Here is a 15,142-nt window from a genome sequence, read left to right on the forward strand (position 1 = left end):
GAATTTCGTGATGCGTCTTCTCAACCTCTCGCAGGGCGCTTTGCCCGAACACAACCGCCCTCGCGGCGCCGTGCGGCTTGTCGCGCTGGCCATGCTCGGCCTCAGCCTGGCCGGCTGCGCCGGCCTGTTCGACAAGAAGGATGACGAGGATATCGTCATCAACGACGAGCCGGCGGAGAAGATCTACAATGAGGGCCTGACCCTCATGAACAAGGAAGACTACGACGCAGCGGCCAAGCGCTTCGAGGACGTCGATCGTCAGCAGCCCTATTCGGAATGGGCGCGCAAGGCGCTGCTGATGATGGCCTATGTGAATTATACGCGCGGCGAGTACACCGAGTGCATCGCCGCCGCGAAGCGCTACATCGCGCTGCATCCCGGCAGCCCGGACGCGGCCTATGCGCAGTTCCTGCTGGCCTCGGCGATGTACGACCAGATCCCCGATGTCACCCGCGACCAGCAGGGAACGCAGGCCGCCATCCAGGCGCTGCAGGACGTCGTGCGCAAATATCCGACCTCCGAATATGCCGTGAGTGCCAAGAAGAAGCTCACGGTCGCGCAGGATCAGATCGCCGGCAAGGAGATGATGATCGGGCGCTATTATCTGGAGCAGCGCAACTACACCGGCGCCATCAACCGCTTCAAGGTCGTCGTCACGCAATACCAGACGACGCGCCACGTCGAGGAAGCGCTGTACCGCCTCACCGAAGCCTATATGGCGCTCGGCATCATGCCCGAGGCGCAGACCTCGGCCGCCGTGCTCGGCTATAATTTCCCGGACAGCCCCTGGTACAAGGACGCCTACAAGCTGGTCCAGAGCCGCGGCGTCGATCCGAAGATGAACGAAGCCTCCTGGATCGCCAAGGCGTTCAAGAAGATGGGCCTCAGCGCCGGCTAGAGCATTTCCCGATCAGATGGAATCATCTGATCGAAGGGGAATTGCTCCAGCTTATAGAATCTAGAGCACTTTCTTGTCGTTCGGATGTTTCCATCCGAACGGAAAGGGCTCTAGCAGCTAGCCCGGGGCTGGGCGCTTGCGGGCGTGAACTGCTAGAAGGTGTCGACCGCCTGTTGCGGATTCGTTCCGGAGCCCTCTCATGCTCGCCGCCCTGTCGATCCGGGACATCGTGCTGATCGAGCGGCTCGACCTTGCCTTCCAGCCCGGCCTCACCGTGCTGACCGGCGAGACCGGTGCCGGCAAATCGATCCTGCTCGACGCCTTCACCCTCGCCCTTGGCGGGCGCGGTGACGGCTCGCTGGTGCGTCAGGGTGCGGCGCAGGGCCAGGTCACGGCGGAATTCGACATCGCCACCGATCATCCCGCCCGCGCGCTTCTGGCCGAGGCCGGCATCGAGGATGAAGGCTCGCTGGTGCTGCGCCGGGTGCAGCATGCCGACGGGCGGACCAGGGCCTTCGTCAATGACCAGTCGGTTTCCGCGCAGATGCTGCGCTCGCTCGGCCGGCGGCTGGTGGAGATCCATGGCCAGCACGACGACCGTGCGCTGGTCGATCCGGCATCGCACCGCTCTTTGCTCGACGCCTATGGCGGGCTGAGCGACGCCGCGGCCGAGGTCGGCACGCTGTGGCGTACCCTGCGCTCAGCACGCTCCGAAGCCGAGACCGAGCGTGCGCGGCTCACCGAGGCCGGCCGCGAGGCCGATTACATCCGCCATGCCGTCGAGGAACTGGAGAAGCTCTCGCCCGAGCCCGGCGAGGAGGCGCGGCTTGCCGATCGCCGCGCCGAGATGATGCGCTTCGAGAAGATCGCCACCGATCTCGCGGAGGCCCAGGACGCCATCTCCGGCTCGGCCTCGCCGGTGCCCGGCCTCGCTTCCACGGTGCGGCGGCTGGAGCGGCGGGCAGGGGAGGCGGAGAAGCTGGTGCGTCCGGCGGTGGAGGCGATCGACGTGGCGCTGAATGCGCTGGAATCGGCCCGCCTGTATCTCGACGCGGCGCTGGCCGAGACCGATTTCGATCCGCGTGAGCTGGAGAAGATCGAGGAACGGCTGTTCGCTCTGCGCGCTGCGGCGCGGAAATACGCCTGCTCGGTCGAATATCTGCCGACCGTCGCTGCGCGCTTTGCCGATTCGCTCGATGCGCTCGACCATGGCGCCGAGCGGCTGAAAGGGCTCGATGCCCGCGTCGCCGAGGCGGAGGCGATCTATCGCCGTGCCGCCGGCGAGCTGTCGCGGCGCCGGCACGAGGCTGCCGCCGCGCTCGACGAGGCGGTGAATGCCGAACTGCCGCCCTTGAAGCTGGAGCGTGCCCGTTTCACCACGGATGTCCAGACCGACGAGGTGGAAGGCCAGGCCGACGGTTACGACCGCATCGAGTTCTGGGTGCGCACCAATCCAGGCACCCGCCCCGGCCCGATGATGAAGGTCGCCTCCGGCGGCGAACTCGCCCGCTTCCTGCTGGCGCTGAAGGTGGTGCTGGCCGACAAGGGCTCGGCGCCGACCCTCGTCTTCGACGAGATCGACACCGGCGTCGGTGGCGCGGTGGCGGATGCGATCGGCGCGCGGCTGAAGCGCCTCGCCGAGCGGGTGCAGGTCGTTGCCGTGACCCATGCGCCGCAGGTGGCGGCGCGCGCCGGCAATCATTTCCGCATCGCCAAGGAGGCGCTGGCCGATCTCGACCGGGTGGCGACGCGCGTCGCGCCGCTCGCCCCTGATCATCGCCGCGAGGAAATCGCGCGCATGCTCTCCGGCGCGGAAGTCACTTCGGAGGCGCGAGCAGCCGCGGACCGGCTGCTCAAGGGCGCAGAATCCGTTAAATAGCCTGTCATGGCCACGGACACCGCACGCACCACCGAGATCGATGTCGCCGCCCTCACCGCCGACGAGGCGGCGAAGGAGCATGCAAGGCTGGGCGAGGAGATCGCCGGGCACGACAAGCGCTATTACCAGGACGACGCGCCGACCGTCTCCGACGCCGAATATGACGCGTTGCGCCGGCGCTATGAGGCGATCGAGGATGCCTTCCCGGAACTGAAGGGAATGGACAGCCTCTCCGAGAAGGTCGGCGCCGCGCCGTCCTCGAAGTTTGCCAAGATCCGCCACGCGGTGCCGATGCTCTCGCTCGGCAATGCCTTCGCCGCCGAGGAGGTGGAAGAGTTCGTCGCCCGTATCCGGCGCTTCCTTGGGCTCGCGACGGATGCCGAGGTCGCGATGACCGCGGAGCCGAAGATCGACGGGCTGTCCTGCTCGCTGCGCTATGAGGAGGGCCGGCTCATTGTCGCGGCGACCCGCGGCGACGGCTTCGAGGGCGAGGACGTCACGCAGAATGTGCGCACCATTTCCGAGGTGCCGCAGCATCTGAAGGCGAAGGACGTGCCGGCGGTGTTCGAGGTGCGCGGCGAGGTCTATATGGGCCACACCGATTTCGCCGCGATCAATGAGCGCCAGAAAGAGGCCGGCAAGCCGCTGTTTGCCAATCCGCGCAATGCGGCGGCGGGGAGCCTGCGCCAGCTCGACCCAAAGATCACCGCCAGCCGGCCGCTGCGCTTCTTCGCCTATGCCTGGGGCGAGGTGAGCGAGGGCGGCCTTCCGGCGGACACGCAGTCCGGTGTCATCACCGCCTTCAATCGCTGGGGCCTGCCGACCAATCCGCTAACCGTGGTCTGCCGCACCGCCGAAGAACTGCTGGCGCACTACCACAGCATCGAGGAGCAGCGCGCCAGCCTCGGCTACGACATTGACGGCGTGGTCTACAAGGTCGACAGCCTCGCGCTGCAGCGCCGCCTCGGCTTCGTCTCGCGCTCGCCGCGCTGGGCGCTGGCGCACAAATTCCCGGCACAGCGGGCGATCACCCAATTGGAGCGCATCGAGATCCAGGTGGGGCGCACCGGCGCACTCACCCCGGTCGCCAAGCTGACCCCGATCACGGTGGGCGGCGTGGTGGTGTCGAACGCCTCGCTGCACAATGAGGACTACATCAAGGGCATTGGCGGTGGCGGCGAGCCGATCCGCGGCGGGATCGACATACGCGAGGGCGACTGGGTGACGATCCAGCGCGCCGGCGATGTCATCCCGCAAGTGGTCGGTGTCGAGCTCGAGCGCCGGCCGGCGGATGCGAAGCCTTACGAATTCCCCACCCTCTGCCCGGTCTGCCACAGCCATGCGGTGCGCGAGGATGGCGAGGTGGTGCGGCGCTGCACCGGCGGGCTGATCTGCGCGGCGCAGGCGGTGGAGCGCATCCGCCATTTCGTCTCGCGCGACGCCTTCGACATCGAGGGGCTCGGCGAGAAACAGGTGCAGGCGTTCTATGAGTGGGGGCTGGTGAAGCAGCCGGCCGACATCTTCACGCTGGCCGCCCGCGATGCCGACCCGGCAGCGCTGACCCGGCTGAAGAATCGCGACGGCTGGGGCGAGACCTCGGCGCGCAATTTGTTCGCTGCCATCGAGGTGCGGCGGCAGGTGCCGGTGAACCGCTTCCTGTATGCGCTCGGCATCCGCCATGTCGGCGAGACCAATGCCAAGCGGCTGCTGCGCCATTATGGGACCATCGAGGCGCTGCGCGAGGCGGCGCTCAATGCGGTGCCGCCGGGCGAGGAGCATCCGAAAGGCAACGAGGCCTGGGCCGAGATGGTCGCCACCGAGGGCATCGGCGCGGTGGTGGCCGAGGCGGTGGTCGATTTCTTCGCCGAGCCGAACAACGAGGCGGCGGTCGACGCACTCTTGAAGGAAGTGACGCCGGAGCCGCTGGAAGTGGTGGCCGCCAGTGGCGCGGTCGCCGGCAAGACCGTGGTGTTCACCGGCGCGCTGGAAAAGATGACCCGCGACGAGGCGAAAGCGATGGCGGAACGCCTCGGCGCCAAGGTCGCCGGCTCGGTGTCGAAGAAGACGGATTATGTGGTGGCCGGCGCCGATGCCGGCTCCAAGCTTGCCAAGGCCCGCGAACTCGGCGTCGCGGTGCTGAGCGAGGATGAGTGGCTGGAACTGGCGGGGGCCGGTTAAAGCGAAATGGCCGGCGCGCGGCCGGCCATCACGTCAGTCGCGAAAGTTCTGTACGAGGCGCGGCTTATATTCGTCCTGTCAGCATCATCACGATCAAGACGATCAGAAGTATTGTCACGATACCGCTCGGGCCATAGCCCCAGCCGCGGCTGTAACCCCAACTGGGTAGCGCGCCGACAAGTATCAGGATCAAAATAATGATCAGAATAGTGGACATGGCGTCGCCTCCGTTCCAGTCCCTGCGATCAGGCTGTCGGGGAAACGCGGGTCGTCAGCGATGGTTCCATTGAACCGCCGCATGTATTCGCGATTTGTGAACGTTGGCGTCATCCCGGACACGCGGAAGGCGTGAGCCGGGATCGCGTGCCGAAAGTGCGTCTAACCTTCCTGCGATCCCGGATCGGCCTTTCAGCCGTCCGGGATGACGACCTCATGAATTAAAGCGGTCGCGTCGCCGCGTTGAGCCAGTCGCGCACCTTGTCTTCGACCAGCGGGCCGATCTCCTCGCGCACGCGGGCATGGTAGGCGTCGAGCCAGGCGATCTCTTCGGGGGAGAGCAGGTCGCGCGCGATCACCCGGCGGTCGAACGGGGCGAGCGTCAGCGTCTCGAAGGCGAGCAGCGTGCGCTCCGCACCCTCGGGCGCGGGCCCGTCGACCACGAGTTCGAGATTCTCCAGCCGCACGCCGAAGCCGCCGGTCTTGTAGAAACCCGGCTCGTTGGAGAGCACCATGCCGAGCGCCAGCGGCGTGGTGCCGAGCTTGGAGATGCGCGCCGGGCCCTCATGCACCGAAAGATAGGCGCCGACGCCGTGCCCGGTGCCGTGGTCGAAATCGAGCCCGGCCTCCCAGAGCGCGCGGCGAGCGAAGGGGTCGAGCTGCGCGCCGGTGGTGCCGAGCGGGAACACCGAGCGGGCAATGGCGATGTGGCCCTTCAGCACCCGTGTGTAGCGGTCGCGCATCTCGGCTGTCGGCTCGCCGACCGGGAGCGTGCGGGTGACGTCGGTGGTGCCGTCCTCATATTGCGCACCGGAATCGATGAGGAACAATTCGCCCGACTTCACCGGGCGATTGGTGGCGCGGCTGACGCGGTAATGCACGATGGCGCCGTTCGGGCCGGCGCCGGCAATGCTGGGGAAGGAGACGTCCTTCAGCGCGCCGGTCTCGCGGCGAAAGGTCTCCAGCGCCTCGACGACAGCGATCTCGGTGAGGTGGCCCTTGGGCGCCTCGACATCGAACCAATGCAGGAAGCGGGCGAGCGCGGCACCGTCGCGGCGATGCGCGGCGCGCATGCCGGCGATCTCGGCGGCGTTCTTCGAGGCCTGCAGCAACGCGACCGGGCTGGTGCCCTTCAACACCTTGCCGCCCGCCGCCTCGATGCGCGCGGCGAGCAGCGCCGGCGCGGTCGCCTGGTCGAGCCGGATGGTGGCCCCGGAGGAGGCAATGAGGTCGATGGCGCGGTCGAGAAAAGCGGGCTCGACGATCTCGGCATGGGACGCCAGTTCGTGGCGTACCTCATTGGAGAGCTTGCGCCCATCGATCAGCAAAGTCGGCTGGCCCTCCGCCGGGACAATGGCCCAGGACAGCGGCAGGGGCGTGAAGGCGACATCGCCGCCGCGTATGTTGAAGGTCCAGGCGACGCCGTGCGGATCGGACAGCACCACGGCGTCGAGCTTCTCGTCGCGGAGCTTGTCGCGGATGCGCGCCAGCTTGTCCGCGACGCTCTCGCCGGCCAGAGCCGGGGAGCGGATGACGACCGGCGCGGTCGGAGGCGCCGGACGATCCTCCCACACCGCGTCGAGCGGATTGCTGTCGACCGCCGCCAGCGTGCCGCCGGCACTGGTCACCGCGCGGCGCAGCTTGTCGACGCCGTCGATGGTGATCAACCAGGGATCATAGCCGAAGCGGCCGCCTGCCGGCAGGTTCAGCTCCAGCCAGCGCTCCGCCGGGGTGTCGCCCAGCGGCACCACGACATAGGAGGCGGGGTCGAGCTGGTCGGCGGCCTGCAGCGTATAACGCCCGTCGACCACCACCGCCGCCTTGTCGCGCAGCACGATGGCGACGCCGGCCGAGCCGGTGAAGCCGGTGAGCCAGGCGAGGCGCTCGTCGCTGGGCGGCACATATTCGTTCTGGTGGGCATCGGCGCGCGGCACGATGAAACCGTCGAGGCCGCGGCGGTCGAGCTCGGCGCGCAGCTTGGCGAGATGGGCGGTGCCGCGCGCCGGGTCGGCGGCGTCATCGAAACTCTGGAACTTGGCTTCGAACACGATCAGGCCCGCGCGCTGATGGAACGGCCGGCATCGACCAGGGACTTGGCGCCGAAGGCGATGAATATCACGCCGACGACGCGGGTCACGGCAAGCCCGTGGCGCAGAAAGAAGCGCCGCACCGGGGCGAGGCCGGCCATATAGACCAGCAGGATATCCGCGGCGACGAAGCCGGCGAAGGCGGCGGCCATCAGATAGGGCGCATCCGCCCAGGTGAGGCCGGCGGTGTAGCTCGCGGTCAGCGCGGTGAACATCGCCACCGAGACCGGATAGGCCTTCGGGTTGGTGAGGCCGAACAGCACGCCGGCAACGATCGGCCGGTTGGCGCCCACCGGGGCGACCGCGCCGGCCTTGGCGGTGACCGCCTTGAAGCCGAGCCAGACCAGATAGAGCCCGCAGGCAATGCCGAGAATGTCGAACAGCGTCGGGCCGAGCTGGCTCACCCCGATGATGGCGGCGAAGGCCAGCGTGCCCCAGAACACGTCGCCGATCAGGTGGCCGGAAACGAAGCGGGCGCCGGCCGGCCGGCCATGGGCTGCGGAAAGCGCGAACAACGCCAGGAAGGCCGGGCCGGGCGAGAGCACGTATAGCGCGCCGGCCAGTGCCGTCATGACATAAAGACCTGAAAACATCGGAGAAATCCGGCTGGACGGGAGAGACATCTTGCACCAGCATCGGGCGGTTCGCTGGCAGCGTCAATCGCGGTGCGCCGGCTCAAGCTTGCAGGTGTTCGATGCTGGTCGGTGTGCGGGCGCTGGTGCTCGGCCTGCTCCTTGCCATGTGCGGGAGCGCGCTTGGGCTTTCGTTCGTTCCGACTGCCGCCTGTGCACAAGGCGAGCCGCTGCGCGTCGGCACCTATATCGACAATATGCCGTGGGGGTTCCGCAACGACAAGGGCGAGATCGTAGGCTTCGATATCGATCTCGTCCAGCAGATCGGCCGCAGCCTCGGCCGCCCGGTCGACTTCCAGAGCATGGCGTTTCGCGATCTCTTCACCGCGCTGGCATCGAACCGGATCGACCTTGCCGTTTCCTCGATCAGCATCACGTCGGAGCGCCTTGCCTATATCGACTTCACCCAATCCTATTATGAGACGGCGCAGGGCGTGCTGGTGATGAAGAAGTCCGGCATGCGCGACGTAGGGGACCTCGCCGGCAAGAACGTCAGCGTGACCTCCGGCACCACCAGTGAGCGCTGGGTGACGGCGAATGCCCAGCGTTATGGTTTCGGACGCACCAGCTTCTCGCAGGGCTCGTCCGATGGCGTCCGGCTGCTCGAAGCGGGCGCTATCGACGCCTATGTCGGCGACCTGCCGACGCTGCTCTATCAATTGCTGAAGCGCCCGGATCTCGCGGTGATCGCGCGGCTTCCCAGCCAGGAGCGCTACGGCATCGCGCTCGCCAAGGATTCGCCGCTCACCGCCAAGGTCGATGCCGCCATCACCCGGATGAAGCAGGACGGCACGCTGGCGCGCATCCACAAGCGCTGGTTCGGCATGGCGCCGGACAAGGACTCCGCCACCACGAAGGTGCTGCCGCGGCCTTAGTATCGGCCGCACCCTCGCCAAACCGACATGCCGGTGCCATTTTGTTCACGTTGAGAATCACGTGACAGCCCAAGGACCATTTTGGCCGATCCCTTGAAGAAGCGGTCCAGCGACGAGCCGCCGTTCGATATCCCCTTCGACCTGCCGCAAGCTCCCGCGGCGAGAACGAACGCGGCTGCGGCGGGGAAGGGCGTGCCTGCGCCGGCCCATGCGCCGCGCGCCGGCGGCATCGCCGCGCGCGCCCTGGCCGCGTCAGCGCCGGCTTCCGCCGCTTCGGCGCATTATCTCGCCGGGCTGAATCCCGAGCAGCGCGAAGCCGTGGAGACGCTTGACGGGCCGGTCCTGGTGCTGGCGGGAGCGGGCACCGGCAAGACCCGGGCGCTCACCACCCGCATCGCCCATATTCTCTCGCTCGGCCGCGCCTTTCCCTCGCAGATCCTCTCCGTGACCTTCACCAACAAGGCGGCGCGGGAGATGAAGGAGCGTGTCGCCGCCATGGTCGGCGATGCCGTGGAGGGCATGCCGTGGCTTGGCACCTTCCACTCCATCGGCGTGCGCATGCTGCGCCGGCATGCGGAACTGGTGGGGCTGAAATCCGGCTTCACCATCCTCGACACCGACGACCAGATCCGCCTGCTGAAGCAGCTGCTGCAGGCCGAGAGCATCGACGAGAAGCGCTGGCCGGCGCGGCTTTTGGCCAACACCATCGACGGCTGGAAGAATCGCGGCCTCAGCCCCGAGCAGGTGCCGGCCGGCGAGGGCGCCACCTTTGCCAATGGGCGCGGGCAGAAGCTGTATGCCGATTACCAGGCGCGGCTGAAGGCGCTGAACGCGGTCGATTTCGGCGACCTGCTGCTGGAAGGCATCCGCCTGCTGCGCGAGAATCCCGACGTGCTGGCGGAATACCACAAGCGCTTCCGCTATATCCTCGTCGACGAGTATCAGGACACCAACACTGCGCAGTATCTCTGGCTGCGGCTGCTGGCGCAGGGCTCGAGGAATGTCTGCTGCGTCGGCGATGACGACCAGTCGATCTATGGCTGGCGCGGCGCCGAGGTGGACAACATCCTGCGCTTCGAGAGCGATTTCCCCGGCGCCAAGGTGATCCGGCTGGAGCGTAATTACCGCTCCACCGGCCACATACTCGGCGCCGCCGCGCATCTCATCGCCCACAATGAGGGCCGGCTCGGCAAGACGCTGTTCTCCGAAGGTGAGATCGGCGAGAAGGTCACCGTCACCGGCGCCTGGGACAGCCAGGAAGAGGCCCGCGCCATCGGCGAGGAGATCGAGCAGCTCGAACGCCATGGCGAGAGCCTGAACCAGGTCGCCATACTGGTGCGTGCCTCGTTCCAGATGCGCGAGTTCGAGGATCGCTTCGTCACGCTGGGGCTGAACTACCGGGTAATCGGCGGCCCGCGCTTCTATGAGCGGGCGGAAATCCGCGATGCGCTGGCCTATCTGCGCTGCGTCGCCTCACCGGCCGACGATCTCGCCTTCGAGCGCATCGTCAATGTGCCGAAGCGCGGGCTCGGCGATGCGGCGCTGCGCCAGCTCCACGAGCATGCCCGCGGCGCCGGCGTGCCCTTGCAGGAAGCCGCGCGCCAGCTGGTCGAGAGTTCGGAACTGAAGCCGAAGGTGCGGCTCGCGCTGCGTGACCTCGTGGTCTCGTTCGAGCGCTGGCGCGAGCAGATGGTGCGCCTGCCGCAGAGCGAGCTCGCCGAGATCGTGCTGGACGAGAGCGGCTATACCGAGATGTGGCAGAAGGACCGTTCGGCGGACGCCGCGGGCCGGCTCGACAATCTCAAGGAACTGGTGCGCTCGATGGAGCCGTTCGAGAACCTCGTCGGATTCCTCGAGCATATCTCGCTCGTTATGGACACCGAGGGCGGCAACGGCGCGGCGGCGGTCAGCATCATGACGCTGCACTCCGCCAAGGGGCTGGAATTCGACATCGTGTTCCTGCCGGGCTGGGAAGAGGGGTTGTTCCCGCACCAGCGCGCGCTCGACGAGCAGGGCAAGGCCGGTCTCGAAGAGGAGCGGCGGCTGGCTTATGTCGGCCTGACGCGGGCGCGGCGTCACGCCAAGGTGTTCTTTGCCTCCAACCGGCGCATTCACGGGCTGTGGCAGTCGAGCGTGCCGAGCCGCTTCCTCGACGAGCTGCCCGACGCCCATGTCGAGGTGACGGAATCCAAGGGTGGCCAGGGCTGGGGCGGCGGACAGGCCGGGCGCTACGGCTATGGGCCGAGCCGTTTCGACAATGCCGAGACCTTCGGCTCCTCCTATTCGACGCCGGGCTGGCAGCGCGCCCAGGCGGCGCGCGAGCGCGGCAACTTCGCCGAGCCGGCCTCGCGCTATGGCAGCGGCGGGACGTGGAGCGGTGGAGCTCGGAACGGTGGCGGCGGGCGGGTGATCGAGGGTCAGCTGGTCGCCAAGTCCACCGGCTCGGAGCCGCTCTACGCGGTCGGCGAGCGGGTGTTCCATATCAAGTTCGGCTATGGCGAGGTGGTGGGCGTGGAAGGCAACAAGCTCACCGTGCAGTTCGACAAGGCCGGCGAGAAGAAGGTGCTGGACAGCTTCGTCGAGCGGGGGTGAGGACCGTCCCCGCAAACATGCTGGCACTCCGCCCGCTCATCTGGCACTAAACCGCTCCGCTGCGGGCGCAGATGTGAGGATCGGAATGCTCGAAGGACTGCCGCCGAACGGCGCCACGCACATCATGCGGGTCTCCGCCCCGGAGCGCGAAGCGCGGGGCATCGCCGATCTGATTGCCGAGAGCTTCGATCCGGCCGAGGTCGCCACCGCCGCCTTCGAGGAAGGCGAGAGCTGGGCGGTGGAGGTCTATTTCGGCGAGGCGCCGGACGAGGCGAACGTGCGCGAGTTGGTGCGCATCGTCGCGCCCCAGGCGGCGGATGCCGCGGTGTTCGCCACGCTCGACAAGAAGGACTGGGTCGCCGCTTCGCTGGAGGGACTGGCGCCGGTGGCGGTCGGGCGCGTCGTGGTGCACGGCTCGCATGATCGCGGCCGCATCGCGCCGAACCGCATCGGCATCGAGATCGAGGCGGCGCTGGCCTTCGGCACCGGACATCACGGCACCACCCAGGGGTGCCTGCACGCCATCGTCTCGCAGGCCAAGCGCGGCAAGCCGCGGCGCACCCTCGATGTCGGCACCGGCACCGGCGTGCTCGCGATCGCGGCGGCGCGGTTGTTCCATCGCCCGGTGCTGGCGAGCGACATTGATCGGGTGGCGGTGGTGACGTCGCGGGAGAATGCGCGGCTCAACAAGGCAAGCGCCGAGATCACATTCCTGCACGCGCCGGGGCTGGGCGCGCGGGAATTCCGGCGGACCGGGCGGTTCGACCTGATCCTCGCCAACATCCTGCTCGGGCCGCTGAAGGGCCTGGCCAAGCCGATGCGCCCGCTGCTGGCGCCGGGCGGCACGGTGGTGCTGTCAGGCCTGCTGGCGCCACAGGCGATGAGCGCGCTTGCGGCCTATCGGGCGCAAGGGCTGCGTCTCAAGCGCAAGCGCACCATTGAGGGCTGGACCACGCTGGAGCTCTCCGCCCGGCAGCAGAGGCCGGTGCGGCGAGGCTGAAGCGATCAGTCGCCGAGCGGGCGGTGCCAGATCGAGACCAGAGCCGTGGAATTGGGATCGAACCTGGCGAAGTGGCGGTGGCGGGCGAGCTCACGCTCGGCCTGCTGCATACGCGCCTCGATCACCCGGTCGAGAATGCGACCCCAGAAACCCCGGGCCGGGCGGGCCGCGGCGGGTACCTTGGTGTTCGCGCGGGACTCGTCAAAATATGCGACGGTCATGAGTTTGCTCCTGCTTTGGGAAGGGTATCGGCCCCTCCTTTTATGCAGTGCAACATAAACCAACGGCGCTGCACAAAAAGCGCAATGCGCTCATGGCAGCCCCGCGGCGCTGGTATGCCACGGGGGTATGGAATGGGGCGTCTGGAGACGCCATGACGAGGGTCATCCCGGCCGCAGCCCACGGGTCTTGGCTACGGCAACCCCGAGGACAGGCTCCGCAGAGAGCCGGGATCGCGACACAGTGAAGAGCGTTTGCGCGATCCCGGATCGGCCTTTGGCCGTCCGGGATGACGCCCAGGGTTTGCGAACTGCGCAGGCCCTATGACAGACGGACTGGCATGTTCAACGGCCGGCCGAGGCCATCGGGCTCAGGCAAGGCGCCGTGCGCTGCCTTCATCAAGGCGAGCCGCTCCAGCACGTCGTCCGGGAACGGCGTCACGCGGCGCGTCTCCATGTCGACATGCAGCGCGATCTGCTCGCAGGTCGCCGCGGTCCAGCCCTCCCGGGCGTGGTGCATCTCCTGGAACAGGTGCATCCGCTTGTCGTCGTAATTGACGAGGCGCAGAGCGACCCGCACCTCCTGGCCTGCGCGCAACTCGCGCAGGAAGCGCAGATGCGACTCCGCGGTGAAGAAGGAGGCCGCACGACGCACCACATAATGCGGCCCGAGGCCCACGAGGAACACCGCCTCGTCCACCGCGCGGTCGAACAGCAGGCCATAATAGGCCGAATTCAGGTGCCCGTTATAGTCAACCCAGTTCGGCTCGACCGTCATCACGGACGAGACGAAAGGAGCAAAGAATACGGGCTCGAAGTCGATCCCGTCTAACATGACACACCCCTGTCGGAGGTCGGAGATTGGTTGAGAATGCCCTATTGGAAGGCATTGTGCCGAGTTTCCATGCACTCGTCACCTGCCCAAATGGCCATTGAATGACTCAAATCTTACGATGGCATGGTTTATGTGACGTCCTGTTGGTGGAAACGTCGCGTGAGGCGGCGGCGAAACGTCCGATGCGGTATAGGCACGCCGTCATATAAACCGGACAGGAATACGGGGCAGGAGGAGCAGCCATGGCGGAACTCGTCGAGGAACGCACCGGGGAAACCGCGCCGCAAAGCGCAGTGGAAGCGGTTATCGCCAGCCTTTCCAGCCACTTCGGCGACCGGCTGGCGACCGGGCGCGCGATCCGCGAGCAGCACGCCAACACGGTCACCTGGTTGGCGAACGAAGCGCCGGACGCCGTGGTGTTCGCCGAGAGCACCGAGGATGTTCAAAAAGTCGTGCGCGCCTGCGCGAAATACGCCGTTCCGGTCATCGCCTTCGGCACCGGCTCCTCGCTGGAAGGCCAGGTGAATGCGCCGCTCGGCGGCATCTCCATCGACCTGTCGCGGATGAACCGGGTGCTGTCGGTGCACACGGAAGATCTCGACTGCACGGTCGAACCCGGCGTCACCCGCAAGCAGCTCAACGAGCATCTGCGCGACCTCGGCCTTTTCTTCCCGATCGATCCGGGCGCCGATGCCTCGCTCGGCGGCATGGCTTCGACCCGCGCCTCCGGCACCAATGCGGTGCGCTACGGCACGATGCGGGACAATGTCATCGCGCTGACCGCGGTGCTGGCGAATGGCGAGATCGTCACCACGGCGCGACGGGCGAAGAAGTCCTCCGCCGGCTATGATCTGACCCGCCTGCTGATCGGCGCGGAAGGCACGCTCGGCATCATCACCGCGTTGACGTTGCGGCTGCACGGCATTCCCGAGGCGATCTCGGCCGGCATTTGCGGCTTCCCGACCATCCGCACGGCCTGCGATGCGGTGATCGCCACCATCCAGTCCGGCATTCCGGTGGCGCGCATCGAATTGCTGGACGAGGTGCAGGTGCGGGCCTGCAACGCCTATTCCAAGCTCACGCTCGTCGAGCAGCCGACGCTGTTCGTCGAATTCCACGGCACCGAGGCCGGCGTCGCCGAGCAGGCGGAGCGCTTCGGCGAGATCGCCGCGGAGTATGGCGGCGGCGACTTCAACTGGGCGACGCGGCCGGAGGAGCGCACGAAACTGTGGCAGGCGCGGCATGATGCCTATTGGGCGGCGCTGCCGCTGCGCCCAGGCTCGAAGGCGCTGGCCACCGATGTCTGCGTGCCGCTGTCGCGGCTTGCCGAATGCGTCGACGAGACCAAGCGCGACATCGAGGAGATGGGGCTGATCGCGCCCATCGTCGGCCATGTCGGCGACGGCAATTTCCACACCATGCCGTTGATCATGATGGATGATCCGATGGAGGTGGCGCGGGTCAAGACGTTCGTCGGCCGCCTCACCGAGCGGGCGCTCGCCATGGGCGGCACCTCGACCGGCGAGCATGGCGTCGGCCAGGGCAAGCGCAAATATATGGAAGCCGAGCATGGCGCCGCGGCGCTCGATGCCATGCGGGCGATCAAGCAGGCACTCGATCCGCAGAACATCATGAATCCGGCCAAAATCCTCCCCTAGACTGATCGGGTTCCCTAAGATCATCCCGGCGCTGCTGCCGGTTCATTCCGCCCGGCCACGGCCGGTTCATGGAG

Annotated in this window: 12 protein-coding genes; 7 read left to right on the plus strand and 5 right to left on the minus strand. The window is 67.3% G+C overall.

Annotation, left to right across the window (positions count from 1 at the left end; translation table 11 throughout):
• Window positions 1-10 precede the first annotated feature (10 nt).
• From G3545_RS23960 to ligA, 3 genes are all read left to right on the plus strand, one after another.
• Window positions 11-898, plus strand: a complete 888-nt coding sequence (locus G3545_RS23960; RefSeq protein WP_170018257.1) for an outer membrane protein assembly factor BamD — start codon at window positions 11-13, stop codon at window positions 896-898.
• 199 nt (window positions 899-1,097) lie between these two features.
• Entirely contained in the window at window positions 1,098-2,777 is a 1,680-nt protein-coding gene (gene recN / locus G3545_RS23965; protein WP_170016371.1) for a DNA repair protein RecN, read from the plus strand.
• A gap of 6 nt (window positions 2,778-2,783) precedes the next feature.
• Window positions 2,784-4,955 carry an NAD-dependent DNA ligase LigA gene (ligA, locus tag G3545_RS23970; protein ID WP_170016374.1) on the plus strand — a complete coding sequence of 724 codons (2,172 nt, stop codon included), beginning with the start codon at window positions 2,784-2,786 and terminating at the stop codon, window positions 4,953-4,955.
• Window positions 4,956-5,019: 64 nt separating this feature from the next.
• On the opposite strand, the gene G3545_RS23975 is transcribed toward ligA, so the two are convergent.
• From G3545_RS23975 to G3545_RS23985, 3 genes are all read right to left on the minus strand, one after another.
• Window positions 5,020-5,172, minus strand: coding sequence for a DUF3309 domain-containing protein (locus G3545_RS23975; protein ID WP_170016376.1), 153 nt, complete (start codon window positions 5,170-5,172; stop codon window positions 5,020-5,022).
• Window positions 5,173-5,392: 220 nt separating this feature from the next.
• Window positions 5,393-7,219 (minus strand): aminopeptidase P family protein, encoded by a 1,827-nt coding sequence (locus tag G3545_RS23980; RefSeq protein WP_170016377.1) that lies wholly within the window; start codon window positions 7,217-7,219, stop codon window positions 5,393-5,395.
• A 2-nt stretch (window positions 7,220-7,221) separates the two neighbouring features.
• Entirely contained in the window at window positions 7,222-7,851 is a 630-nt protein-coding gene (locus G3545_RS23985; protein ID WP_170016379.1) for a LysE family transporter, read from the minus strand.
• Between the two features lie 101 nt (window positions 7,852-7,952).
• On the opposite strand from G3545_RS23985, the gene G3545_RS23990 reads away from it, so the two are divergent.
• The 3 genes from G3545_RS23990 to G3545_RS24000 all read left to right on the plus strand — a co-directional run bounded on the left by G3545_RS23990 (window position 7,953) and on the right by G3545_RS24000 (window position 12,357).
• Window positions 7,953-8,765: a transporter substrate-binding domain-containing protein gene (locus tag G3545_RS23990; RefSeq protein WP_170016381.1), complete on the plus strand. Its 813-nt coding sequence runs from the start codon at window positions 7,953-7,955 to the stop codon at window positions 8,763-8,765.
• Window positions 8,766-8,957: 192 nt separating this feature from the next.
• Complete coding sequence (locus G3545_RS23995; protein WP_246702936.1) at window positions 8,958-11,357, plus strand: UvrD-helicase domain-containing protein; 2,400 nt, start codon at window positions 8,958-8,960, stop codon at window positions 11,355-11,357.
• An 85-nt stretch (window positions 11,358-11,442) separates the two neighbouring features.
• Window positions 11,443-12,357, plus strand: coding sequence for a 50S ribosomal protein L11 methyltransferase (locus G3545_RS24000; RefSeq protein ID WP_170016384.1), 915 nt, complete (start codon window positions 11,443-11,445; stop codon window positions 12,355-12,357).
• 5 nt (window positions 12,358-12,362) lie between these two features.
• Here the strand turns inward: G3545_RS24000 and G3545_RS24005 are convergent, their stop codons facing one another.
• Together G3545_RS24005 and G3545_RS24010 are read right to left on the minus strand one after the other, a co-directional pair.
• Window positions 12,363-12,578: a hypothetical protein gene (locus G3545_RS24005; RefSeq protein WP_170016386.1), complete on the minus strand. Its 216-nt coding sequence runs from the start codon at window positions 12,576-12,578 to the stop codon at window positions 12,363-12,365.
• Between the two features lie 319 nt (window positions 12,579-12,897).
• Window positions 12,898-13,410, minus strand: coding sequence for a thioesterase family protein (locus G3545_RS24010; protein WP_170016388.1), 513 nt, complete (start codon window positions 13,408-13,410; stop codon window positions 12,898-12,900).
• A gap of 242 nt (window positions 13,411-13,652) precedes the next feature.
• Here G3545_RS24010 and G3545_RS24015 point away from each other — a divergent pair, with 242 nt between their 5' ends.
• Entirely contained in the window at window positions 13,653-15,068 is a 1,416-nt protein-coding gene (locus G3545_RS24015) for an FAD-linked oxidase C-terminal domain-containing protein (protein WP_170016390.1), read from the plus strand.
• The last annotated feature ends 74 nt before the right edge of the window (window positions 15,069-15,142 follow it).

The organism is Starkeya sp. ORNL1 (genome assembly GCF_012971745.1).
Classification (GTDB): Bacteria; Pseudomonadota; Alphaproteobacteria; order Rhizobiales; family Xanthobacteraceae; genus Ancylobacter.

Coding starts and splice junctions, on each gene's coding strand:
- G3545_RS24000 (WP_170016384.1), top strand. CDS start 11,443: ATGCTCGAAGGACTGCCGCCGAACGGCGCCACGCACATCATGCGGGTC.
- G3545_RS24015 (WP_170016390.1), top strand. CDS start 13,653: ATGGCGGAACTCGTCGAGGAACGCACCGGGGAAACCGCGCCGCAAAGC.
- G3545_RS23990 (WP_170016381.1), top strand. CDS start 7,953: ATGCTGGTCGGTGTGCGGGCGCTGGTGCTCGGCCTGCTCCTTGCCATG.
- G3545_RS24010 (WP_170016388.1), bottom strand. CDS start 13,410: ATGTTAGACGGGATCGACTTCGAGCCCGTATTCTTTGCTCCTTTCGTC.
- G3545_RS23960 (WP_170018257.1), top strand. CDS start 11: ATGCGTCTTCTCAACCTCTCGCAGGGCGCTTTGCCCGAACACAACCGC.
- G3545_RS24005 (WP_170016386.1), bottom strand. CDS start 12,578: ATGACCGTCGCATATTTTGACGAGTCCCGCGCGAACACCAAGGTACCC.
- recN (WP_170016371.1), top strand. CDS start 1,098: ATGCTCGCCGCCCTGTCGATCCGGGACATCGTGCTGATCGAGCGGCTC.
- G3545_RS23985 (WP_170016379.1), bottom strand. CDS start 7,851: ATGTTTTCAGGTCTTTATGTCATGACGGCACTGGCCGGCGCGCTATAC.
- G3545_RS23975 (WP_170016376.1), bottom strand. CDS start 5,172: ATGTCCACTATTCTGATCATTATTTTGATCCTGATACTTGTCGGCGCG.
- ligA (WP_170016374.1), top strand. CDS start 2,784: ATGGCCACGGACACCGCACGCACCACCGAGATCGATGTCGCCGCCCTC.